Origin of the sequence: Paenibacillus aurantius, from assembly GCF_032268605.1 — a bacterium.
GTDB classification, from domain to species: Bacteria; Bacillota; Bacilli; order Paenibacillales; family NBRC-103111; genus Paenibacillus_AO; species Paenibacillus_AO aurantius.
Genome location: NZ_CP130318.1, coordinates 2,470,951 through 2,491,606 on the forward strand (window position 1 = coordinate 2,470,951; position 20,656 = coordinate 2,491,606).

Sequence of the window (20,656 nt, forward strand, 5' to 3'; positions counted from 1 at the left end):
AAGAAGCACATAACGAACGGGACTAGAGAAAGGGAGTGTAGGCATGCAGGCAAGATTGCTGCTTGAAGACGGTACGCTTTTTACGGGAAAAGCGTTTGGAGCGGAAGGCGAATCAACCGGTGAGGTTGTTTTTAATACAGGAATTACGGGATACCAGGAGGTTCTATCCGACCCTTCTTACTGCGGGCAGATCGTAACCATGACTTATCCGCTGATCGGCAACTACGGGATCACCCGGGACGACTTCGAGGCCATCCGGCCGTTCGTTCACGGATTCGTCGTCCGCCAGCATGAAGAGGTGCCGAGCAACTGGCGCGCCCAATATACGGTGGACAGCCTGCTGAAGGAGTACGGCATTATCGGGATCAGCGAAATCGACACCCGGATGCTGACCCGGATTCTGCGCCATCACGGAACGATGAGAGGACTTCTAACCACGTCGAACCGTTCGGTTGCGGATCTCCAGGAACAGCTGGGCGGCATGAGCCTCATGCGCGATCAGGTGTGCCGGGTATCCACGAAGAGCGTCTTCCACGTGCCGGGCAGCAAGGAGCGTGTCGTAGTCGTCGACTTCGGTTCTAAGAGCGGGATCGTGCGCGATCTCAGCAAACGAGGGTGCGACGTGGTCGTCGTGCCTCAGAACACGACCGCCGAGCAGATCCGCCGCATCGCACCGGACGGCATTATGCTGTCGAACGGCCCTGGGGATCCGAAGGATGTCCCTCACGCAGCCAAGATGATTGCTGAGCTGCTAGGTGAATTCCCGATCTTCGGCATCTGCCTCGGTCACCAGCTGCTTGCCTTGGCGTGCGGAGCCGACACCGAGAAAATGAAATTCGGCCACCGCGGCGGCAACCATCCCGTTAAGGACCTGAGCACGAACCGCTGCTATATCACATCCCAGAACCATGGCTACACAGTAAAAGAGGACTCCATCGAAGGCACAGGCCTTCAGGTTACCCATATCAACAACAATGACGGAACGATCGAAGGATTGAAGCATACGAAGCACGCGGCCTTCTCCGTTCAATATCATCCGGAAGCGGCACCGGGACCGTTCGACTCCAGCTACCTGTTCGACGACTTCATCGAGTCGATCCGCGAGTTCAAACGCAGCAACCCGGTACCGCCCCAGCAGGCCAAGCTGTACGCAGCGGCCAAAGCATCGGGAATCGTACAAGGAAAGGGAGAACCGGAATATGCCAAAAAATAACAGTCTCAAGAAAATACTCGTCATCGGCTCGGGCCCCATTGTCATCGGCCAGGCAGCGGAATTTGACTATGCCGGTACCCAAGCCTGCCAGGCGCTTAAAGAAGAAGGCATGGAGGTCGTGCTGATCAACAGCAACCCGGCCACCATCATGACCGATACCAATATGGCCGACAAAGTATACATTGAGCCTATTACGCTGGACTTTGTTACCCAAATCATCCGCCAGGAGCGTCCGGATGGGCTTCTTCCGACGCTTGGAGGCCAAACGGGCTTGAACATGGCCGTTGAGCTGGCCCGCCACGGCGTTCTGGAGAGAGAGAATGTGAAGCTCCTCGGAACGCAGCTGACGGCCATCGAGAAAGCCGAGGACCGCGACCTGTTCCGCGACTTGATGCGCGAACTGGAGCAGCCGGTACCGGACAGTACGATAGTCACAACGGTACAGGAAGCTCTTGATTTTGCGAATGAGATCGGGTACCCGATCATCGTCCGTCCCGCTTACACGCTTGGCGGAACCGGAGGCGGGATTTGTGCGAACGAGGAAGAGCTGCTGGAGACGGTAAGCTCCGGGATCCGGTACAGTCCGATCGGCCAATGCCTGATCGAGAAGAGCATCGCCGGCATGAAGGAAGTCGAATACGAAGTCATGCGTGACGCGAACGACAACTGTATCGTGGTCTGCAACATGGAGAACTTCGATCCGGTCGGTGTTCATACCGGAGACAGCATCGTCGTGGCTCCGAGCCAGACGCTCTCCGACCGTGAATACCAGATGCTTCGCTCGGCTTCCCTGAAGATCATCCGTGCGCTGAACATCGAAGGCGGCTGTAACGTGCAATTTGCCCTCGACCCGCACAGCTTCCAATACTATGTCATCGAGGTAAACCCTCGTGTCAGCCGCTCTTCGGCGCTGGCTTCCAAGGCGACCGGCTACCCGATTGCCAAGATGGCCGCCAAAATCGCCATCGGCTACACGCTGGACGAGCTGAAGAACCCGGTTACGGGACAAACGTACGCTTGCTTCGAGCCGACGCTCGATTACATCGTGTCTAAAATCCCTCGCTGGCCTTTCGACAAGTTCACGGCGGCCAACCGCAAGCTGGGAACCCAGATGAAGGCGACCGGTGAGGTCATGGCGATCGGACGGACCTTCGAGGAGTCCATCCACAAGGCCGTCCGCTCCCTGGAAATCGGCGTACACCGTCTGTACCTGAAGGATGCGGTAGCGCTCGAGAACGACGTGCTCGAACAGCGTCTGATGAAGCCGGACGACGAGCGGATCTTCCTTCTGGCGGAAGCTTACCGCCGCGGCTACACCCTGGAACAGCTCCAGGAGCTCACGAAGATCGACTGGTGGTTCCTGAACAAGCTTCAAGGGCTGGTTGCCTTCGAGAACGAACTCGCACAGGATACCCTCTCGGAGGAGCTCCTCTACCAGGCGAAGCGCAAAGGGTTTACCGACCGGGCCGTGGCCGAAATCCGCGCGGCTCGCGGGCTGAAGAGCTACACGCAGGAAGAGGAAGTTCGCGAATACCGCAAATCCATGAACCTCAAGCCGGTCTATAAAATGGTGGATACGTGTGCCGCGGAATTCGAAGCCACGACCCCTTACTACTACTCCACCTATGAGACGGAGGACGAGGTTCAGCCTTCCTCCAAGGGCAAGGTTATCGTGCTGGGATCGGGTCCGATCCGGATCGGACAGGGCATCGAGTTTGACTACTCGACGGTTCATGCCGTATGGGCCATCCAGGAAGCCGGCTACGAAGCCGTCATTATCAATAACAACCCGGAGACCGTCTCCACCGACTTCAGCACGTCGGACCGTCTCTACTTCGAGCCGCTTTTCTTCGAGGACGTCATGAACGTCATCGAGCGCGAGCAGCCGATCGGCGTAATTGTACAGTTCGGCGGTCAAACGGCGATTAACCTGGCCGCGCCGCTGGCGAAAGCGGGAGTCCGCATTCTGGGCACCGAGCTTGAGAATATCGACGCCGCTGAAGACCGCAAGAAGTTCGAAGCCCTTCTTCGCGAGTTGGAGATTGCCCAGCCGCCTGGAGGCACTGTGACCTCCGTGGACGATGCGGTGGGCACGGCCTCCCAATTCGGCTACCCGGTTCTTGTCCGTCCTTCGTATGTTCTGGGAGGACGTGCCATGGAGATCGTTTACTCCGATGAAGAGCTGGTAAGCTACATGAAGTACGCCGTCACGATCAATCCGGAGCATCCGGTGCTGATCGACCGCTACATGCTCGGCAAGGAAGTGGAAGTAGACGCCATCTGCGACAAGGAGACGGTGCTCATTCCGGGCATCATGGAGCATGTCGAGCGTGCGGGGGTTCACTCAGGTGACTCCATCGCCGTGTATCCGCCGCAGTCGATCAGCGACGCGATTAAAGAGCAGATCGTCGAAATCACGACCAAAATTGCAAGAGGCCTGCAGGTTGTCGGACTCGTCAACATCCAGTTCGTTATCTTCCAGGAGCAGGTGTATGTGATCGAGGTGAACCCTCGTTCTTCCCGGACGGTTCCCTTCCTGAGCAAAGTCACCAAGATTCCGATGGCGAACCTGGCTACCCAGGTCATTCTCGGACGCAAGCTGGCGGATCTCGGATACGAATCCGGGCTGTGGCCGGAGGATGAGTATGTCTCGGTTAAGGTTCCGGTCTTCTCCTTCGCGAAGCTGCGCCGGGTGGATACGACCCTCGGTCCGGAGATGAAATCCACCGGGGAAGTCATGGGCCGCGACCGCAACTATGCCAAAGCTCTGTACAAGGGCCTGATTGGCTCCGGCATGAAAATTCCGCCGACCGGCTCGATCATTGCCACGGTGGCCGACAAGGACAAGGAAGAAGCGATCGAGATTCTCCGCGGCTTCGATGAGCTGGGCTACAAAATTGTGGCGACGGGCGGAACGGCGCAGGCGCTGGAGCAAGCCGGCCTGCGGGTAAACCAGGTCAACAAGCTGAGCGAAGGCTCTCCGAACATTCTGGACCTGATCCGCAACGGAGAAGCGCATTTCGTAGTCAACACCCTGACCAAAGGCAAAGCGCCGGAGCGGGATGGCTTCCGGATTCGCCGGGAAGCGGTCGAGAACGGGATTGTCTGCATGACTTCGCTCGATACCGTTCGCGCTCTCCTGCATGTGCTTCAGACCATTAATTTCTCTTCCCACTCCATGCCGGCATTCGCAGGAACCGTGAAATGAGCATGACGGGACAGGCGGAACGGATTATCGTAGCGTTGGATTACCCCGACGCAGAAAGCGCCAAAGGGCTTCTGCAGGCCCTTAAGGGAATCCCTTGTTACATGAAAGTGGGCATGCAGCTGTTCTATGCGGCCGGCCCTTCTTTCATCCATTACTTGAAGGATAGCGGGTATAACGTTTTTCTCGATCTGAAAATGCATGATATCCCGAATACGGTCATGTTCGGCGCGGAAAGCATTACCCGGCTCGGTGTGGACATGTTCAACGTTCACGCGGCAGGGGGCCGGGCGATGATGCAGGGAGCCAGGGAAGGGGTCGACAAGGCCCTCTCCTCCATGCCGGGGGCGAAGAGGCCTTTGCTTATCGGAGTGACCCAGCTGACGAGCACTGGACAAGCCATGATGAATGAAGAGATTGGCATTCCGGGCTCCTTGGAAGAGACCGTCGTCCGCTACTCGCTGTTGGCGAAGGAATCGGGGCTGGACGGGGTGGTGGCTTCTCCCCTCGAGGTCAAACGGATCAAGGAGGCCGCCGGTCCTTCCTTCGTAACGGTGACTCCAGGGATTCGCCCGGCGGGAGCGGAGCTTAAGGATCAAACGCGGGTTATGACACCCGGGGAAGCCTTCCGGCAGGGAACCGATTATGTCGTCATCGGCCGGCCCATCACCGCTTCTCCTGACCCGCGGCTTACATTGGAAACCATATTGGTGGAGGCGAAGAGTGAAGATGTGCGCCATGCTTAATTTATCGGAAACCATTGCCCGGTCTCTTCTGCAGATCGGGGCCATCAGCCTGCGTCCGGATCAGCCGTTTACGTGGACGTCAGGGATCAAGTCCCCGATTTATTGTGACAACCGGCTGACTATCTCCTATCCGGAGATCCGCAGCCTCATTGCCGAAGGGTTCGCTTCCGTGATCCGCGAGTTCTATCCCCAGGTTCAAGTAATCGCGGGGACGGCCACCGCAGGTATTCCTCACGCGGCCTTTGTAGCGGAGAAGCTTCATCTGCCGATGATCTATGTGCGGGACAAAGCCAAGGGCCACGGCAAGGAGAACCTGATCGAAGGCGTGCTGAAGCCGGGCCAGAAGGTCGTGCTCATCGAGGACCTGATCTCGACGGGAGGCAGCTCCTTGAAGGCGGCGCTTGGCGTGAAGGAAGCCGGCGGAGAAGTGCTGGCTACCCTGGCCATCTTCACCTACCAGTTCGCGCAAGCGGAGCAGGCCTTTGCCGAGAAAGAGATCCCGCTTAGAACACTGTCGAACTACACCTCGCTGCTTGAAACCGCCGTTAAGCAAGGCGCGATTCAAGAGAAGGACGTGGCTTATCTGCAATCGTGGCGGGAGAATCCACAGCAATTTGGAAAATAAGCATTGCTTACCGGTAAAACGGCATTTCCTCTAAACGGGAGATGCCGTTTTTTCTGTGGATAGGGAAAGATAAGGGAGAAGAAGAACAAGGAGGCCAGAAGCATGCCCAATACAAAGCAGCAGACCGGGGGAGAGGACGACCCGAAACGGACGGAAGATCTATCCGCTCATGAGCGCCACGGCTTTCATTTGAGCAAAGGAAGCCAAATGCCGTCCGACGTTAACGAAAAGGGCCAGATAGACGACGGCTCCTCAGGGGATGACGTTTGGAGCTGACCCGGGTGCGGGGTTGGCGCTAGGGTGGAACCCAAAAGCCCCTTCCGAGCCTTAACAGGCCGGAAGGGGCTTGAGTGTTTAGGAAGAGAACAGGGAACATTGACAGGAGACAGTCCCGATTAATGACAGTCCGGCATATTGGGGGCGTATTCTACGGTGCTCCCGTTGAATTTGATAAGCGGATCCGGAGTGAGGGGTTCGGCTTTGGCGGGAGTCTGCAGCTGGGTGACGACGGCTGCGATTCCGACGATGGCCGCTGCGCTTAAGGCGATAATCCATTTTCTCATGGGGAAACACTCACTTTCTTGATTTATCCGTTACCGATTGGGTTTACTAACAGTTTATCACTTTTCCGAGTGTTTTGCTAGGAGTTTCAGGGGTGACGGTTTGGTGGCAATCATCCTAATTTCTGCGCATGCTTCGGGTCCAGAGGAATATACATAACCTTACCACTCCTACAAGGAGCTGGCCGGCTGCCCATCAGGTCACGTCACAGGGGAACCAACCAATACGGTCAAGCATACCCTGTAGAACGATATCGTAATGGAATGTTTGATTTGTCTTCCAGCGGGGTAATGGGAAGAACAATCAAATGCTATGCATTCGGTTTGCCGTACGGTTGGAGGGCGGACCGGTGGAAAAGGGGAGATTCGGATGCGCAGGGTTCACAGCACGGAAGTAAGAAATGCGGTTCTTCAGAAATTGTCCCAGCGGGGAGTTAGGCTGGAGGACATCGCGGAGATAGTTTATGAAATGCAAGCCCCCTATAACCCGAGCCTGCAGATGGAAGTCTGCCTGGAGAGTGTCCGGGCGGTTCTCGAGAAAAGAGAGCTGCAGCATGCCATTCTGGTGGGAATTGAGCTCGATATGCTGGCGGAGCAAAGGCTGCTCTCCGAGCCGCTCCAAACGATCGTCGCTTCCGATGAGGGCTTGTTCGGCTGCGATGAAACGCTTGCGCTCGGCTCGGTTCTCGGGTACGGGAGTATCGGTGTAACGACCTTCGGCCATCTCGATAAACATAAAATTGGAATCATCAAACGGCTCGATACCAAAATCGGAAACGGCGTTCATACGTTTCTGGACGATCTGGTAGCGAGCATCGCGGCTTCGGCTTCAAGCCGGATCGCCCATAAGCATCGCGATTGGGAAGAGGAAATCGGGCCACCCTTCGAGCTCATTGCGGGGGATACGGAGAAGCCGACGATCAGCCGGGTTTTCGAAGAAACGGAATCATCTGTGGTACCGCTTTCCGCCGAGGAGAACGCCAGCTGAATGGTTAGTCCGCTTTATTATGCACGTTCCTAAGCTTCCTGCGGGAAGCTTTTTGAATTGTTCGGGGATAGCGGGGCCGGGTTTGGGGCAAAGCTAAGGGAAACTCGGACAGGCAGGAGGGTGGAGGATGAGGTGGGTGTACTGGGCCAAGCTGTACGAAAGCAAATTTCAAGCCGGCTGCCTGGCTAAGCGAATGGAAGAAGACTGGTGGATTTACGGATACGAATGCCCCCATAACGTAGAGGTTTACCGGTCCAAGAAAGGCCGTTTTGGCGTGCGTTATGTCCTTTAACTTCCTCTTGACATCTTCTTTTGGTTTGGTGTATATTTAGTTCTGTCGCTGTCGGAAGGCAGGCGGCCTAACTATTAACGCGGGGTGGAGCAGCTCGGTAGCTCGTCGGGCTCATAACCCGAAGGCCGCAGGTTCAAATCCTGCCCCCGCAACCAATTCTACTATGGAAGATGTCAGGGGCCCTTAGCTCAGTTGGTTAGAGCGGTCGGCTCATAACCGATTGGTCGGGGGTTCGAGTCCCTCAGGGCCCACCAATGAAAAAACCTTGGAGAATCAAGGCTTTTTTTATTTTCCCTACTGAAGATAAATAACCGCATTCCCGCGCCGAAGGGCGAAGGAATGCGGTTTTTGGCATTTAGGGCGGATCGGTCCGACCTTAGCACTCGCCGGCTTTAGTTATTTCCGCTAACGGGGCCCGGCTGGTTCTTCACGCCTTTTTCCTGAAGGAAACGGTCGGTTTCATAGATCATGCCGGCCGCTTCCGAGCGGGTAATGACGTCCTTCGGACGGAAGTTCTTATTCCCGTCCAACTGGGCAACCCCGAGCTTCAACAGAAACTGAATGGAGTTCATGGTTGCTTTGTCCACCTTGTCTTCGTCCTTCAACATGATGAAGGTCATGATGACAGGGAAGTCCCCTTTGGCATCAATCGCCTGGGCCAAGTACAAGGCGAACTGCTCCCGGCTCATCGTGGCATTCGGATTAACGTCCTTGGGGAAGGTCAACCCGTTATGATGCGCCACGATAAAGGCCTTGGCATACCAGGCATCGTCGGGTACCGAGGTGAAGTAATCGCTCGCTTTCGGTTCCTTGATGAACCGCATGTTGTCGATGTTCAACCCCGCTCCGTTTACGATGAATTGGACACCTTGGGCGAAGGTCACCTCGCCTTTCGGGACGAAGGACTGGTCGTCCATGCCGCTGACCAGTCCGGCCTTCTGCAGGGCTTCAATCTTGGCCTGCTGCGGATCTCCGGCGGTGTCGGAGAAGGCATAAGCAGCTTGCCCCCACGCCAGAGTCAGCAGAAGAGCGCCGGCGGCTAATGTTTTGCGGTTAAGTTTCATAGTGTTATCACCTCCACCCTCTAAGACGGGGCTTGCTGGAAAAAGGTTGCAGCCTTTGCCAGACGGGTTTGCTATCGCTTGTCCCACGGCTTTATACTTATAGGATTAACCAAGGGAGGCGGTTGTCTATGGCTACGGCATTTGAATTTCGTCTGGGGGAAGACCGGGTCATCCGGGGGGACGGGTATCCGGCGAGGAAAGAAGCACACGGAACTCTCCTTATCTGTCACGGGTATAAAGGTTTTAAAAATTGGGGCTTCTTTCCGTACGCGGCCGAGCGGCTGGCGGAGAACGTGGATGTGGTTGCTTTTAATTTTTCCCATAATGGAGTGGGGGAGGACCTGCTGGAGTTCACGGAGCTGGACAAGTTTGCTCGAAATACATATTCCCGGGAGCAGGAGGACGTGGCTTTTCTGGTAACGGCGATTAAGCAGAAGAAATTCCTCGGCCTGGAGGACAACTCCCGGAAGCCGCTGTTTCTCCTGGGCCACAGCCGGGGAGCGGGGACAGCCTTGATCTACGCCTTCGATAACCCGGGTAAGCTGGCAGGAGTCGTTTCGTGGAACGGGATTGTGAAGGTCGATCTCTTTTCCGAAGAAGAGAAGAAGAAGATGAGGGAAGAAGGCCGGGCGTACACCATTAACGGCAGGACCAAGCAGGCCATGCCGCTGGATGCCGAGATTCTGGAGGATATGGAGCGGAACCGCGAGCGCTTCGATATTCTTAACAGGGCCGGGCATTCGTCCGTTCCAATCGCTCTTGTTCAAGGCACCGAGGATTTTGAGAGGCTTCGCCGAGGCAGCGATGAACTCCGCGCCGTTCGTCCCGATATTCCGCTCTATCCCGTGAAGGGAGGAGGGCATACTTTTAATACCGTTCATCCTTTTCAAGGTACAACGGAGGAGCTGGAGCAGGCGCTGGGATACACGTTAAGCTGGATCGAGGAACGGCTGGCTCAGCAATAAAGCGACATGGCGAATAGGTGCCGTACTCTTCTTAGGGATCCTTTTTGTCCCGCTCCATCGTCTGCTTGTAAAGCTGGTTTCCATACACAGCGGCGGCTCCGGTTAGAATGCCTTGAACCACCGATTCAGCGGACAAGCCGAGAATCAGAACGGTTAGCACCAGGGCCAATGCCGTCACGAGCCAGATGATGCTCCAATCCGGGATTTTCGGCGTCCTCTTCAGAGAATAGCCGAACACCCAGCAAGCGGTTACGACCAGAACCAGCCTGGGATCAATCAAGGCGAACAGATCGGCCATCATGAAGCTCCCCTCCTCCTAAAGTTCTCTTGGTATTACTAGAATATGCCGGGAGAGTAGAGAGTGCTAAATCTCCCCTAAAAAAGGCGGGAGGGGGGATCCTGGCCCGTCACCCACGTGAACACCGAAAAGGCCTTTTCCCGTCTCGCCGACATCGGAAAAGGCCTATTGGTAATTCGGTTAATCGTTACGAATGATCAGATAAACCACCAACCCCAGAACCGGGAAGAAAAATAACCCGACCGCGGCCAGCAAGCCGAACTCCTGAGTCCTGCCCCTTCTTCGGCTGTCCCGGTAGGCCCATACACACAGGGCCACATGGATCACAAAAAAAACCGCCGAGAATAACAAAGCAATGAAGCCTATAATTAACGACATCGCCATCATCCTTTCTCCTCCTTAATACGGAACCGGGCGGGGGTGGGTTTCGGGGAAGCAGCGTAAGGAATGAGACATAAACATCTACATAATGTTTTAAAACGACAATATTGTCGTTTTTTTATTGACCTTAGCACAGAGCTGTTATAAGATAAAAACGACAGGTTTGTCGTTTTTAATTCCTACTTTATTACAGGAGGTTAATTTACATGTTAGTTACGATGTTAGCGAGTGGGACTCGCGGTGATACACAGCCATATATTGCACTTGGATTAGAATTAAAAAAGCTTGGAGTGGATGTTCGAATTGCCGCTTCGGAGTCTTATCGAGGATTGGTGGAGAGTTATGGATTTGATTATGCCGAGATCCGTGGAGATGTTGCCAAAATTATTGAGAGTGGTGTGGTGAAAGAGGCGGATAATCCCTTTAAGTTTTTTTCAAGCTTAAAGAACGATGACTTGATGGATTTAATGGTAGGTGCACAGGAGGATCAACATAAAGCGTGCGAGGGAGCGAATGCTATTGTGTATCATCCGGGCTCGCCTCTTGGCTATTTTGTTGCCAATGAAATGGGAATCCCAAGCATACTTGCCTCCCCTTTCCCTTTGGTTCCGACCAATGAGTATCCTGCGATTATTTTTTATGACAAGGTGAGGCTTGGGAAGCTTTCCAATAAACTGACACACCTTATCTTTGAGCAGGGATTTTGGAAGATGGCCAATACAGGGTTTAAGCGTTACTGGACAGAAAAATTCGGACAGCTGCCAAAAGGATTCACTAACCCTTACCAAAAGCAGCGGACCAAGAATAACCCTACCATCGTATCATTAAGTCCAAGCGTTTTTCCTGTTCCTAAGGATTGGCCGGAGCATGTGCATTCTTTTGGCTATTGGTTCATAGAGGATCAAAGCGATTACCAGCCTTCCGAAGAGTTGCAACAATTTTTAAACACCGGAGACGCACCAATCTATGTCGGGTTTGGCAGTGTGGGGGATAAGAAGAGGGCCAAAGAATCTACAGACATGGTACTTGAAGCATTGATGGCAACAGGAAAACGCGCCATCATCAATGCGGGTGGAGGGATGGAAGAAAGACCAAATACTAAGGATGTCTTCTTTGTAAAGAGTGTTCCTCACGAATGGCTCTTTCCTTATATGTCAGCCGTCGTTCACCACGGCGGGGCCGGGACGACAGCTGCGGCCTTACGTTTCGGTGTTCCACAAGTGATAATTCCGTTTGGAAACGATCAGTTTGCTTGGGGCAGAAGGATGAATGAATTGGGAGTAGGCGCTAAAGCTATTCCAAGGAAGGAATTGACTGCGGAAAAACTGGGAGCTGCCATCCGCTTTACCCAGACAGCTTCTGTTCAAGAAAAGGCAAATCATTTAGGAATGAAGGTAAAAGCAGAAAAGGGTGCCCAAAAGGCAGCGGAACTTATTATGGATACGATAAAGAATAACCAATCTTAACAGAATGAGGGAACGATTCATGCCAAAAGTTAAACCGGATCATGCCGAACGGAAAAAAGCAGAAATAGTAGAAGCAGCAAAGCGTGTTTGCAGAAAAAAGCCCGTCTATGAAGTGGCGATGAGAGATATCGTGATGGAGTCAGGGATGAGCCAGGGGGGCGTTTATAAATATTTCGCTAATATAGATGAAGTATTTGTCGCGATCTTAAACCAGGAAACCTTAACTCTTTCGATAAAGGAGGGAGTTGACGCCATTTTTCAAAGTCAGTCAGAGCCTGTTGAAAAGCTGGACCAATTTCTTTTCATCATCGGCCAGCACATAGTTGCTTCCCTAAAGGAAGATGGGTCGATTTATTATGAACTTGTTTCCTTGTACTCAAAAGATCCTGCGCGATTTGAGACAGTGAAGGATCAACTGAACGAAGTGTCCAATCTTCAATATCTACAGAAATCATTTGCTACATTTTTAGTAGAACAGATAGAGACCGGCACTTTTAAGACAACTATGCATAAGGAAGAAGTGCTAACGCTGATCGAAGTGTATATGACAGGCCTGATTCATCACCAAAACCCCATTTCTAAAACATCGGACGAACTAACAGAGAAAATCAGCAAGCAAATAAGCGTATTATCATCTGCACTCCAAAAGCTTTTAGTGGGAGAATAATGGCAGCCGGAACAACCGGATTGATTTCCAGTCCTTTTATCGAATATCTGATTGTAACGATAAGTTCTATGCTCGTCATGTTTGCATTAACAGTAGTTAACATCTTTATCAACACCAAAATCCAAGAAGAAACACCTAACAACCTAATCGGAAAAGTCATGGCTATCTAAATCACTGCTGGAACAACCGCTGTACCAATTGGTCAAATGCTTTTCGGTGTCTTGGTGGATAGATATTCTCGAGTCAGATATACCTGCTCATTTTCAGCGTCGGCATCCTGACCCTTATTATCGGTTTAGGAGTGATGCAGATATATAGAAAGAGAGTACCGTCTGAAGAACCAGCCTTATAAAAGAAAGGAGGAGGTAAACCGTTTTAAAAAAGATAGTGTTCATCGGCTTCTCTGCCCTCGCCATTCCCATTGGCATTTCCCTTCTCGGTGGAGGGGGATTTATAATCCTAAACCTCTTTTTAGGTACACCTCTAGAAGAATCATTCAAAGCGATAAAAGGCTTCCAAGAGACAATACAACCATACACAAAATATATGATTATCTTTATAGCAATCCCACTCTTTGTCAAAATCATTAAGCGTTGAGCGACGTCGATGCAAGTCTTCAAAGAATTAGCGAAAGATTGCCGGACAGCTGAAGATATCCATGCCAAGCTTCGTGACCTGTTTCGGGACACGATCCAGCAGGTATTTGTGGCGGAGATCGGCACATAATGGTCATTAGCTTATAGTGGTGATATTTAGTGAAAAACAAAAAAGCCCTTGAATCTCAAGAGCTTCTGCTGGTATGTATGGTGACCTGAGCCGGGCTCGAACCGACGACCCCCACCCTGTCAAGATGGTGCTCTCCCAGCTGAGCTATCAAGTCACGTGTCAGGGACAATTAGTATATTACCAAGGTTATGTGCGGATGTCAAACATTTTTTTTATGTAGAGCCAAGGACATTGTCCTTGGGCCGCCGAGAGGTCCAAACCTGTTATTCCACGCGGAATTCAGAGAACTCTCTTAAGAAATAAGCATCGCATTTCCCGGGGCTAGACTTTCGGATAATGACCGAGGTTTCGGTAAACTTCTCTACGGTGCCGCAATATTCCACGCACTTGCCCTGCTGCCAGACCGAGATGCGGCGCTGGAACAGAATGGCGTTGTCAAAGTCGACGTCATGGAGAAGAACTTGCGGTTGGTTGTTGATTTGCACAATGGTCACCTCATGGATAAGAATAACGCAATCATTTCGACGGGAGGGGCCGGAACTCCTGCGTATGGAATCGGCTTTCCTAAACTATTTATCGGCGGGTTACTCTAGTTTATGAAGTCCTCCTTTAAAAACATTCCACTTTTTAGTATGCCCCGTGACGGCATGGCCTATACCAGAAGGCCTTTTTTTGCCAGCTATTCCAGAGTTCACAAAAAATTAATAGTTCCAAGCGAAACCTTTGGGCTATACTTGACGTCTATACAGGTCGGAACGGATTTGTTTAAGCCCGAAATCCATTGGGTATATTTAGGTAGACATGACTATTGTAGGAAGGGGGAGAACGATGAACATTCTGGTAATTATTCCGGCTTATAATGAAGAGAAAAGTATCGGAAGCGTCATTGAATCGGTCAAAAGCCGGCATCCCGAAATAGACATTGTTGTCGTTAATGACGGTTCTAAGGACGGGACGAGCGCGGCGGCGAGAGCTTCGGGGAAAGCCCATGTCGTAGACCTTCCGGTTAACCTCGGCATCGGAGGGGCGGTGCAGACCGGGTATTTGTTTGCGTACCGGAACGGATATGACATCGCCATTCAGATTGATGCGGACGGCCAGCATGATCCGGCGGAGCTGAATAAAATTATTGCCAGCATTGCGAACGGGGAAGCGGACTGCTGCGTCGGCTCACGCTTCGTCCAGAAGACGTCTTACCGGTCCAGCCTGTCCAGGCGCCTCGGCATTCAGTTCTTTACTTGGCTGATTCACTTGACCGTAGGCAAGCGGATTACAGATCCGACTTCCGGTTTCCGGGCGGTGAACCGTAAAATTATCGAAGTGTTCGCCAATTACTATCCGGACGATTACCCCGAGGTGGAAGCAGTCGTGCTGTTGGAACGGATGGGCTTCCGGGTCAAAGAGGCTTCGGTTCAGATGCACAGCCGGACGGCCGGCAAGTCATCGATTACGCCGTTCAAATCGTTGTATTATATGGTCAAGGTGTCCCTTGCCGTACTGATGACCCGAATAAGGAATGTGGGATGACAACATGAACATTTATCTTCTTTCTACCGTGTTCTGCCTGGCCTTTGTCGGCTTTACCATCGAGTTGATCCGCCGGCAGAAGATCGCCGAGCGCTATGCGCTGCTCTGGCTCGTGCTTGGCTTCGTTATGCTGCTCTTCAGCCTGTTTCCGAACCTGCTGATCCGGTTATCCGAAGCCGTACATATTTTTTACGCCCCGTCGTTGCTTTTCTTGATCGGCCTATTGTTTTCCCTGGTTTTTATCATGCACTTAACGATGGTTATTTCCAAGCTGCACCGCAAAGTGACCCGCCTGACCCAGGAAGTGGCCTTGCTGCAAGCCAAACGCCCAGAGGAGGACGGAGCCCGTGGCTATTCTTCTGATCGTACTGGCTAACGTGATTCTGCTGGTTACCGGACAGCTCCTGTGGAAGGTAGCCTTAAGCCGGCATCCGTTGAAATCGGTGCATGATTTGATTCCCATTTTTCTGCAGCCCTCCATGCTGGTCGGATGTTTCCTGTTTGCCGCGGCTACGCTTATCTGGTTCTACGCGCTGAGCAAATATGATTTAAGCCGAGTGTACCCGCTGCAGTCCATGGCCTATGTCATGGGGGCAATATCGGGTATTTTGTTTTTCAGGGAAACGATGTCCGGCGGACAATGGATCGGGTTGCTGCTCATTGTGGGTGGAGCGTTTCTAATTGCCAGATCCTAATCCAACCGAAGGGGGACTCCCGTTGAAAAGGCGTTACTATTCCTATGGAATCGGGGCCATTCTGCTGTTGGCCCTTGCCTTGCGGCTTCATTATGTTCTAACCTATCCGTTTGAACCGGTTAATTATGATCAGCTCAACTATACGAAGCTGGCCATCCAGTGGCTCGAAAAAGGGGTCTACGCCTATCGGGATACGGCGCCGAACACGCTGGTCACCCCAGGCTTCCCCGCCTTCCTGACCGCCATACTCGGCCTCTTCGGCTATGAGCCGCTCGAGCCGGCTTTGATGACCGTAAGGATCATTCAATGCTTCGTGGCGCTCGGGGCCATCTTCTTTATTTACAAGATCGGGGAGCGCCTGTTTCATCCGGCGACCGGCCTGCTCGCTGCGCTTTTTGCCGCGGTGCATCCGTCGTATGCCGTTTCCGTTTCGCTTATTTTGACCGAGGTCCTGTTCCTTACCTGCTTCACGGCCTTTCTGTACTTCCAGGTGAGGGTCATCCAAGACAACAAACCTTGGGATCATGTGGGGATGGGGATCCTGCTCGGGCTTACCGTGCTGATCCGCCCTAATGTGCTTCCGCTCGCCGTCGTGCCGTATTTCTTCCTGTGGTTTACCCACCGGAAGCTGTTTCTGCCCATGATTGTGCGTTCCGTGGCGGCCTTCGCCATCATCATGATGCCGTGGTGGATCCGCAATGCGCTGACCTTCCACACCTTCATTCCGATTGCCAAGGGCGAATCGGGGAACCCTTTCCTCGGAGGGACGGATCCCTATTTTCGGGGAACCATCGACTGGGGAAGCATCAAGGAAGAGGATCAGATGAAAGAAGGGATCCGCCGCCTGAAGGAAGGCTTGCGGGAAGATCCATCCTTATGGATCCGGTGGTACACGATCGGGAAGTTTAAGGTGTTCAACCTTCATATTTGGCAGGGCGCCTATCCGTCGTATGTTCCGCAGTGGTATGCCACTCTGATTCAGAAGCTTCACTTCGCCTTGGTCTATATCGGGTGGCCGGCTCTGCCTCTGCTTTCCCTTATGAGAAGCCGGTCCGCTCTTTACTTGACGGTCAGCCTGTTTATCTTCTATGGCATTCACGCCATGTTTATCCCGGTGGACCGCTACATCTACGGAATGCTTCCGTTCCTTATGCTGGGAACCGCTCAATTGTTGGTAACGGGGATGGAGCTCCTTCTCCGAAAACAATTCATAAAAAACCCGGTCAGGACCTAAGGGGTCCTTGACCGGGTTTTTTGGCAGTATGGCTCCAGCTGTGCTGGTTCTCTTCTTTAGATCGAGCGGATTCCGTCAGGAGGTCGCTTCTTCTTTAAACAGCTGGGCGGTGCAATATTCAATAATATCGCTGCGGCGGACGATACCGATGAATTTATCCATGTCGTCTACGACCGGAACGAAGTTCTGGGCTTTGGCAAGGGCAATCAAATCTTCCATATTGGAATCGATGCGGACGGTCCGGTTCTGGATCCGCAAGGGAATTTCCGAAAGGGAATGGCGGTGGGCGGTTTCAAAATTCAGATCCTTAAGGCCTTTGAAGTACCACAGCAGGTCGCCTTCCGTAACGGTTCCGGCGTAAGTTCCGTCGTCGTTCAGAATAGGAACGGCGGTATAGCGGTGGAATTCCATTTTTTCCAATGTCTGGCGCAAAGTAGTCTGCATGGTAAGACAAATCACTTCCTGCTTGGGAAGCAGGAAAAAGGCAATGTTCATTACAAAAGGGCTCCTTTACCGATTTCTTTCTCCATCTATAAGTGTAACAAAATTAAGAAGCCGAGGATAGCGGGTTTACGTGGAAGCCTCAAAAGAGGTAAAGTAGGAGGGAAGTCCGGAAGCGTGTCATCGCCGGGCAGAACCTACTTTTTCAGGGAACAGGTGAGAGAATGGAAACCAAGCGGGTAATGACCGGCGAGGAGCTGAAGCAGTGCTTCTCCGTGCGGCTTAAAGTATTTGTAGAAGAGCAGAAGGTGCCGGCCGATCTGGAAATCGACGAGTTCGATGCTTCACTCGATGCCTGCCATCATCTTCTGCTGCAGGGAGAGGACGGCACCCCCGTCGGTACGGGACGATGGCGCTTCTATACCCCCGATACGGCGAAGCTTCAGCGGATCGCCGTGCTCTCTGAGTATAGAGGGATCGGAGCAGGCCGCCGCGTTATTGCAGCTTTAGAGGCCTGGGCGAGGGAGGAGGGAGCCGCTTACTCCCTGCTCGACGCACAGTGCCAAGCAGAGGCGTTCTACGCGAAGCTGGGCTACGAGACGATCTCGGACGAGCCCTTCGACGACGCCGGCATTCCTCATGTCCGGATGCGCAAAAGCCTGGTGGAGTAGATACGTCCTCTGGCAGACCAAAAAAACCAAGGGTTTCCATGCCCTTGGTTTTTTTGTGTTTTACGAATGGCGGATGCTCCGGGCTGCCCGATCGGCAGATTTCATCAGAACGTCGGAAGGTTATCCAGGTTGTTCGTCGGATCCCCGTCCGCATCGCTTCTTAAATGCTCGTCGCCGTCGCGCCCCTTGAACACATTCACGTGCTCGATCTGGCCGTTCTTGGCCATCGCCTGGGCTTCCTTGTAATTCACGACTTGGCCGCTTTCGAGGAGAAGCTCGACGATATCCCCGTCCCCGTTCTTGCGCACAGCTTTAACCTGAGTCCGGTCCGGCCTCATGGCGGATTGTCCGTTGTTCGGTTCCATGGTGGATCGCCTCCTTTCTCCCCATAGTGTCCGACCGGACCGGAAGAATCATACATCGAATTCGTAAGCCTTATGCTGCTTCATGAACGTCATCCGCCCCGTCTTCCCCATGAAGCTCTCCATGTTGTCTCCGTAATGCATGAGAAGCACGGATTTCTGAATGTCTTCGGGAAGGGTAAGAAGCTCTTCGAGTGTGGCATGAACCGTCCCCGGCGTGATCAGCTGGCAGTCGTGCAGAATATGGCGGCAGCCCCGTTCGTGGTAGGCATACCGGATTAACCCGCGGTCAAACCGGGTGTCGGCCGTATAAAGCAGCCCTCCGTTGACGATGAGGCAGTAACTCAGCTTGCCGGGCACGTGCTTCGTCTGGAAGAGCTCGATTGTAAAGCCGGGTGCCACCTCATGAACCGTTTCTTCCGGAATTTCGATGACGCGGAAGTAAGCGTCCAGGCTGTCGGCCCCGTCTTCCGGGCTCTCCAGCCCTCCTCTAAGCGTATGTTCCCACAAAGAGCGGCGAATTCCCGCCGGCACGAGCAGGTCGGGTTTACGTTCGTGTTCGAACTTCATTCGGAAAGCAATCTCTTCGAGCCCTCCGACATGATCGGCATGGGTGTGGGAGATGAAAATGCCGTCGATCTTCTCGAGGCCGACTCCCATGTGGTGGAGGGCGGAAGGGGCGGTAATGCCGCAATCCACGAGCAGCGTATAATCCCCGCCGGTCATGAGGGCGTTGTTGTTGTAATATTTCTTGGCAAAAGCACTTCCCGTGCCGAGCATTTCAATGCGGATGGTCATGGACGGATCCTCCGTGCGGCGCTTGGCCGTTTTTCTATAATTTAACATGCCGGAGGGTCTGATTTCAAAAAATCCCTTCCTCCTAACCCAAAAAAGCCCGTCGTGCCTGCACCATGGGCACCTGCCCGGCATAGGCTATCGTACCATCACAAATGAAGGGCGAGGGATTGGGCATGGCAAAGAAAACGGGCAAGAAAAAAGAACTATCGACGGTGGACCGGAACCAGTTCAACATGAAAATCGTAACGTCCGATGTGTGTCATGCCTGCAAGCATAAATGCGCCAGGGGCATCCGGTATATGGAGGCCATGGCCCAGCCCGGAGCCTTGGGCAGAGGAGTTCCCTGCATGCTTACCAAAGGAAAGGGCTACAAGTAACCCGGCCGGCCGCTTCCAATAGAAAGCTGTTCCCGCATGTCCTCCTAATCCTCTCCGCTTCATGATATAATAGAGGGAGTGAAAACAAGGGAGGCGTGCCATATGATCCATCCGACTCAAGCCGGCCTTCAGGCCACATCCACCGTCGGATCGGCGCTGTTTGCCGTTATGGTCATTCTTTATCGCATCAAGGGCGCCGCCAAGCCGGTTACCCTTCGTAAAATAATCATCCCCCCTCTGGCCATGAGCTCGGGCTTTCTAATGTTTCTGTTCCCTATGACGCGGATCCCTTGGCTGTGGGCGGTTGGGGCGTGGGCGGCGGGAGCGCTCTTCTTCTCTTACCCGCTGATCCGCACGTCGCGTTTCGTTCCATCCGGCCGGGAGATCTACCTGGAGCGTTCCAAGGCGTTCGTGGTCATCCTGCTTGTGCTGCTGGCGATCCGCCTTCTTCTGCACAGTTATGTGGAGCGTTACGTAACCCTGCCGCAGACGGGTGCTCTGTTCTTCCTGCTTGCCTACGGCATGCTGCTTCCGTGGAGGCTCGCCATGGCTGCTCAGTTCCGCCGCTTGGAAGCCGCCCTTCGTTGATCAAGTGCCAAGAACAGCAGAAAGTCCCTCACCGTTTAGCGGGAGGGACTTTTCTTATGATTAGGTAAGTTTGATTTCACGTTCCATTAGGGCTTCATTTGGCGGAGGATCAGGCGGTCGAGCCTCTCGCTGACGGCAACCACCTGGGGATGCCGGAAGTTGTACTGGTATTTGTGCGCGATCAGGGCCAGGTGTTTCTTGACGGACTCGATTTCGGCATCCAGCCGGCGGTTCTTCCTCATGCCTGAATTCCTCCCTCGCGGTAAGTCGGCCTTGCCCCTGATTATATCGGTTTGAGGACAAGAAATCAAAAGGCTCCAGGGAAGAAAAATTTTACCGGTTGAATAAAGGAACGTGTGTTCGCTATACTAATAAAGAAGCCGATCCTGCGCTTCTACTATATCTATCCGTAAGGTGATCGCATGCCGGATTTTGAAATCGAGCAGGGGATCCACGACTACATAGTGACGCTGTACTTGCAAAAGGCGCTGGACTGGGACCGGAAGCAGACGGGGCTGTTCAAGCTCGACCGGTTCTGGGAGGAGCTGGCCGGGCAGCTCGCCCGGTATGCGGAAGCCGAGCATGCCCGGATCCGCAAGAGGCTGAGGAGCACCGGCTGCCGCATCCTGCTGGAAGAGATGTCGGCGGACCGGAATGTCCATGTGATGTACCGCCATAAAGGGTATGAGCATCACTGCGTGATCATGCCGTCGGTGCTGAAAGGAAAGTGCGAAACAAGGCTTAAGGATTTTTTGCTTACCCGCTAA

27 protein-coding genes and 3 tRNA genes are annotated in these 20,656 nt (G+C 53.2%); 20 read left to right on the top strand and 10 right to left on the bottom strand.

All coding sequences use genetic code 11. The features are described from left to right. Nucleotides 1–43: 43 nt before the first annotated feature. The 5 genes from MJA45_RS11140 to MJA45_RS11160 all read left to right on the top strand — a co-directional run bounded on the left by MJA45_RS11140 (nucleotide 44) and on the right by MJA45_RS11160 (nucleotide 6,065). On the top strand, nucleotides 44–1,213 hold the full coding sequence (locus MJA45_RS11140) for a carbamoyl phosphate synthase small subunit (protein WP_315607324.1): 1,170 nt from the start codon (nucleotides 44–46) through the stop codon (nucleotides 1,211–1,213). Further along, nucleotides 1,200–4,421 carry a carbamoyl-phosphate synthase large subunit gene (gene carB, locus MJA45_RS11145; protein ID WP_315607325.1) on the top strand — a complete coding sequence of 1,074 codons (3,222 nt, stop codon included), beginning with the start codon at nucleotides 1,200–1,202 and terminating at the stop codon, nucleotides 4,419–4,421. The genes MJA45_RS11140 and carB overlap by 14 nt, the downstream gene beginning before the upstream one ends. Nucleotides 4,422–4,423: 2 nt before the next feature. Further along, nucleotides 4,424–5,164, top strand: a complete 741-nt coding sequence (pyrF, locus tag MJA45_RS11150; RefSeq protein ID WP_315607997.1) for an orotidine-5'-phosphate decarboxylase — start codon at nucleotides 4,424–4,426, stop codon at nucleotides 5,162–5,164. Further along, nucleotides 5,157–5,789 (top strand): orotate phosphoribosyltransferase, encoded by a 633-nt coding sequence (gene pyrE, locus MJA45_RS11155; RefSeq protein WP_315607326.1) that lies wholly within the window; start codon nucleotides 5,157–5,159, stop codon nucleotides 5,787–5,789. The genes pyrF and pyrE overlap by 8 nt, the downstream gene beginning before the upstream one ends. Before the next feature lie 102 nt (nucleotides 5,790–5,891). Then, nucleotides 5,892–6,065 (top strand): hypothetical protein, encoded by a 174-nt coding sequence (locus tag MJA45_RS11160; RefSeq protein WP_315607327.1) that lies wholly within the window; start codon nucleotides 5,892–5,894, stop codon nucleotides 6,063–6,065. A 119-nt stretch (nucleotides 6,066–6,184) separates the two neighbouring features. Here the strand turns inward: MJA45_RS11160 and MJA45_RS11165 are convergent, their stop codons facing one another. Continuing rightward, nucleotides 6,185–6,352 (bottom strand): hypothetical protein, encoded by a 168-nt coding sequence (locus tag MJA45_RS11165; RefSeq protein WP_315607328.1) that lies wholly within the window; start codon nucleotides 6,350–6,352, stop codon nucleotides 6,185–6,187. Between the two features lie 367 nt (nucleotides 6,353–6,719). On the opposite strand from MJA45_RS11165, the gene MJA45_RS11170 reads away from it, so the two are divergent. The 4 genes from MJA45_RS11170 to MJA45_RS11185 all read left to right on the top strand — a co-directional run bounded on the left by MJA45_RS11170 (nucleotide 6,720) and on the right by MJA45_RS11185 (nucleotide 7,883). Then, nucleotides 6,720–7,337 (top strand): phosphatidylglycerophosphatase A family protein, encoded by a 618-nt coding sequence (locus MJA45_RS11170; RefSeq protein ID WP_315607329.1) that lies wholly within the window; start codon nucleotides 6,720–6,722, stop codon nucleotides 7,335–7,337. Nucleotides 7,338–7,464: 127 nt separating this feature from the next. After that, on the top strand, nucleotides 7,465–7,629 hold the full coding sequence (locus tag MJA45_RS11175; protein ID WP_315607330.1) for a hypothetical protein: 165 nt from the start codon (nucleotides 7,465–7,467) through the stop codon (nucleotides 7,627–7,629). Between the two features lie 78 nt (nucleotides 7,630–7,707). Further along, nucleotides 7,708–7,784: transfer RNA gene (locus MJA45_RS11180), tRNA-Met, on the top strand. A gap of 22 nt (nucleotides 7,785–7,806) precedes the next feature. Further along, a tRNA-Ile gene (locus tag MJA45_RS11185) sits at nucleotides 7,807–7,883 on the top strand. A gap of 138 nt (nucleotides 7,884–8,021) precedes the next feature. On the opposite strand, the gene MJA45_RS11190 is transcribed toward MJA45_RS11185, so the two are convergent. Continuing rightward, on the bottom strand, nucleotides 8,022–8,693 hold the full coding sequence (locus tag MJA45_RS11190) for an S-layer homology domain-containing protein (protein ID WP_315607331.1): 672 nt from the start codon (nucleotides 8,691–8,693) through the stop codon (nucleotides 8,022–8,024). A 128-nt stretch (nucleotides 8,694–8,821) separates the two neighbouring features. Here MJA45_RS11190 and MJA45_RS11195 point away from each other — a divergent pair, with 128 nt between their 5' ends. Beyond that, nucleotides 8,822–9,658: an alpha/beta hydrolase family protein gene (locus MJA45_RS11195; protein WP_315607332.1), complete on the top strand. Its 837-nt coding sequence runs from the start codon at nucleotides 8,822–8,824 to the stop codon at nucleotides 9,656–9,658. A gap of 31 nt (nucleotides 9,659–9,689) precedes the next feature. Here the strand turns inward: MJA45_RS11195 and MJA45_RS11200 are convergent, their stop codons facing one another. Further along, nucleotides 9,690–9,959, bottom strand: coding sequence for a phage holin family protein (locus MJA45_RS11200; RefSeq protein WP_315607333.1), 270 nt, complete (start codon nucleotides 9,957–9,959; stop codon nucleotides 9,690–9,692). A gap of 177 nt (nucleotides 9,960–10,136) precedes the next feature. Beyond that, a complete protein-coding gene (locus MJA45_RS11205) occupies nucleotides 10,137–10,343 on the bottom strand; it encodes a hypothetical protein (protein WP_315607334.1) in 207 nt (68 codons plus the stop codon). 200 nt (nucleotides 10,344–10,543) lie between these two features. Here MJA45_RS11205 and MJA45_RS11210 point away from each other — a divergent pair, with 200 nt between their 5' ends. Both MJA45_RS11210 and MJA45_RS11215 read left to right on the top strand, forming a co-directional pair. Next, nucleotides 10,544–11,803, top strand: coding sequence for a glycosyltransferase (locus MJA45_RS11210; protein WP_315607335.1), 1,260 nt, complete (start codon nucleotides 10,544–10,546; stop codon nucleotides 11,801–11,803). Between the two features lie 19 nt (nucleotides 11,804–11,822). Continuing rightward, nucleotides 11,823–12,470: a TetR/AcrR family transcriptional regulator gene (locus MJA45_RS11215; RefSeq protein ID WP_315607336.1), complete on the top strand. Its 648-nt coding sequence runs from the start codon at nucleotides 11,823–11,825 to the stop codon at nucleotides 12,468–12,470. Nucleotides 12,471–13,274: 804 nt separating this feature from the next. Here MJA45_RS11215 and MJA45_RS11220 read toward each other — a convergent pair. Together MJA45_RS11220 and MJA45_RS11225 are read right to left on the bottom strand one after the other, a co-directional pair. Continuing rightward, nucleotides 13,275–13,350: transfer RNA gene (locus tag MJA45_RS11220), tRNA-Val, on the bottom strand. Nucleotides 13,351–13,459: 109 nt separating this feature from the next. Beyond that, nucleotides 13,460–13,690, bottom strand: a complete 231-nt coding sequence (locus tag MJA45_RS11225) for a hypothetical protein (protein ID WP_315607337.1) — start codon at nucleotides 13,688–13,690, stop codon at nucleotides 13,460–13,462. Nucleotides 13,691–14,024: 334 nt separating this feature from the next. On the opposite strand from MJA45_RS11225, the gene MJA45_RS11230 reads away from it, so the two are divergent. The 4 genes from MJA45_RS11230 to MJA45_RS11245 are packed head-to-tail and all read left to right on the top strand — an operon-like array spanning nucleotide 14,025 to nucleotide 16,652. Continuing rightward, the gene (locus tag MJA45_RS11230) at nucleotides 14,025–14,723 is read left to right on the top strand and encodes a glycosyltransferase family 2 protein (protein WP_315607338.1); all 699 of its coding nucleotides are present in this window, start codon (nucleotides 14,025–14,027) and stop codon (nucleotides 14,721–14,723) included. Nucleotides 14,724–14,727: 4 nt separating this feature from the next. Further along, complete coding sequence (locus MJA45_RS11235; RefSeq protein WP_315607339.1) at nucleotides 14,728–15,099, top strand: DUF2304 domain-containing protein; 372 nt, start codon at nucleotides 14,728–14,730, stop codon at nucleotides 15,097–15,099. Next, nucleotides 15,071–15,418: an EamA family transporter gene (locus tag MJA45_RS11240; RefSeq protein ID WP_315607340.1), complete on the top strand. Its 348-nt coding sequence runs from the start codon at nucleotides 15,071–15,073 to the stop codon at nucleotides 15,416–15,418. Before MJA45_RS11235 ends, MJA45_RS11240 begins: the two co-directional genes overlap by 29 nt. Before the next feature lie 22 nt (nucleotides 15,419–15,440). Then, nucleotides 15,441–16,652 carry an ArnT family glycosyltransferase gene (locus MJA45_RS11245; protein ID WP_315607341.1) on the top strand — a complete coding sequence of 404 codons (1,212 nt, stop codon included), beginning with the start codon at nucleotides 15,441–15,443 and terminating at the stop codon, nucleotides 16,650–16,652. 75 nt (nucleotides 16,653–16,727) lie between these two features. On the opposite strand, the gene MJA45_RS11250 is transcribed toward MJA45_RS11245, so the two are convergent. Next, a complete protein-coding gene (locus MJA45_RS11250) occupies nucleotides 16,728–17,147 on the bottom strand; it encodes a CBS domain-containing protein (protein ID WP_315607342.1) in 420 nt (139 codons plus the stop codon). A 170-nt stretch (nucleotides 17,148–17,317) separates the two neighbouring features. Here MJA45_RS11250 and MJA45_RS11255 point away from each other — a divergent pair, with 170 nt between their 5' ends. Next, entirely contained in the window at nucleotides 17,318–17,764 is a 447-nt protein-coding gene (locus MJA45_RS11255; protein WP_315607343.1) for a GNAT family N-acetyltransferase, read from the top strand. Between the two features lie 104 nt (nucleotides 17,765–17,868). Here the strand turns inward: MJA45_RS11255 and MJA45_RS11260 are convergent, their stop codons facing one another. Further along, the gene (locus tag MJA45_RS11260; RefSeq protein WP_407083126.1) at nucleotides 17,869–18,129 is read right to left on the bottom strand and encodes a DUF3892 domain-containing protein; all 261 of its coding nucleotides are present in this window, start codon (nucleotides 18,127–18,129) and stop codon (nucleotides 17,869–17,871) included. A gap of 48 nt (nucleotides 18,130–18,177) precedes the next feature. After that, nucleotides 18,178–18,972 carry an MBL fold metallo-hydrolase gene (locus MJA45_RS11265; RefSeq protein ID WP_315607344.1) on the bottom strand — a complete coding sequence of 265 codons (795 nt, stop codon included), beginning with the start codon at nucleotides 18,970–18,972 and terminating at the stop codon, nucleotides 18,178–18,180. Between the two features lie 125 nt (nucleotides 18,973–19,097). Between MJA45_RS11265 and MJA45_RS11270 the strand changes: the two genes are divergently transcribed. Together MJA45_RS11270 and MJA45_RS11275 are read left to right on the top strand one after the other, a co-directional pair. Further along, nucleotides 19,098–19,301 carry a hypothetical protein gene (locus MJA45_RS11270; protein ID WP_315607345.1) on the top strand — a complete coding sequence of 68 codons (204 nt, stop codon included), beginning with the start codon at nucleotides 19,098–19,100 and terminating at the stop codon, nucleotides 19,299–19,301. A 102-nt stretch (nucleotides 19,302–19,403) separates the two neighbouring features. Then, on the top strand, nucleotides 19,404–19,889 hold the full coding sequence (locus MJA45_RS11275; RefSeq protein ID WP_315607346.1) for a CcdC family protein: 486 nt from the start codon (nucleotides 19,404–19,406) through the stop codon (nucleotides 19,887–19,889). Between the two features lie 86 nt (nucleotides 19,890–19,975). Here MJA45_RS11275 and MJA45_RS11280 read toward each other — a convergent pair whose 3' ends face one another. Next, nucleotides 19,976–20,131, bottom strand: a complete 156-nt coding sequence (locus tag MJA45_RS11280; RefSeq protein ID WP_315607347.1) for an aspartyl-phosphate phosphatase Spo0E family protein — start codon at nucleotides 20,129–20,131, stop codon at nucleotides 19,976–19,978. 180 nt (nucleotides 20,132–20,311) lie between these two features. Here MJA45_RS11280 and MJA45_RS11285 point away from each other — a divergent pair, with 180 nt between their 5' ends. After that, on the top strand, nucleotides 20,312–20,656 hold the full coding sequence (locus tag MJA45_RS11285; RefSeq protein WP_315607348.1) for a YhjD family protein: 345 nt from the start codon (nucleotides 20,312–20,314) through the stop codon (nucleotides 20,654–20,656).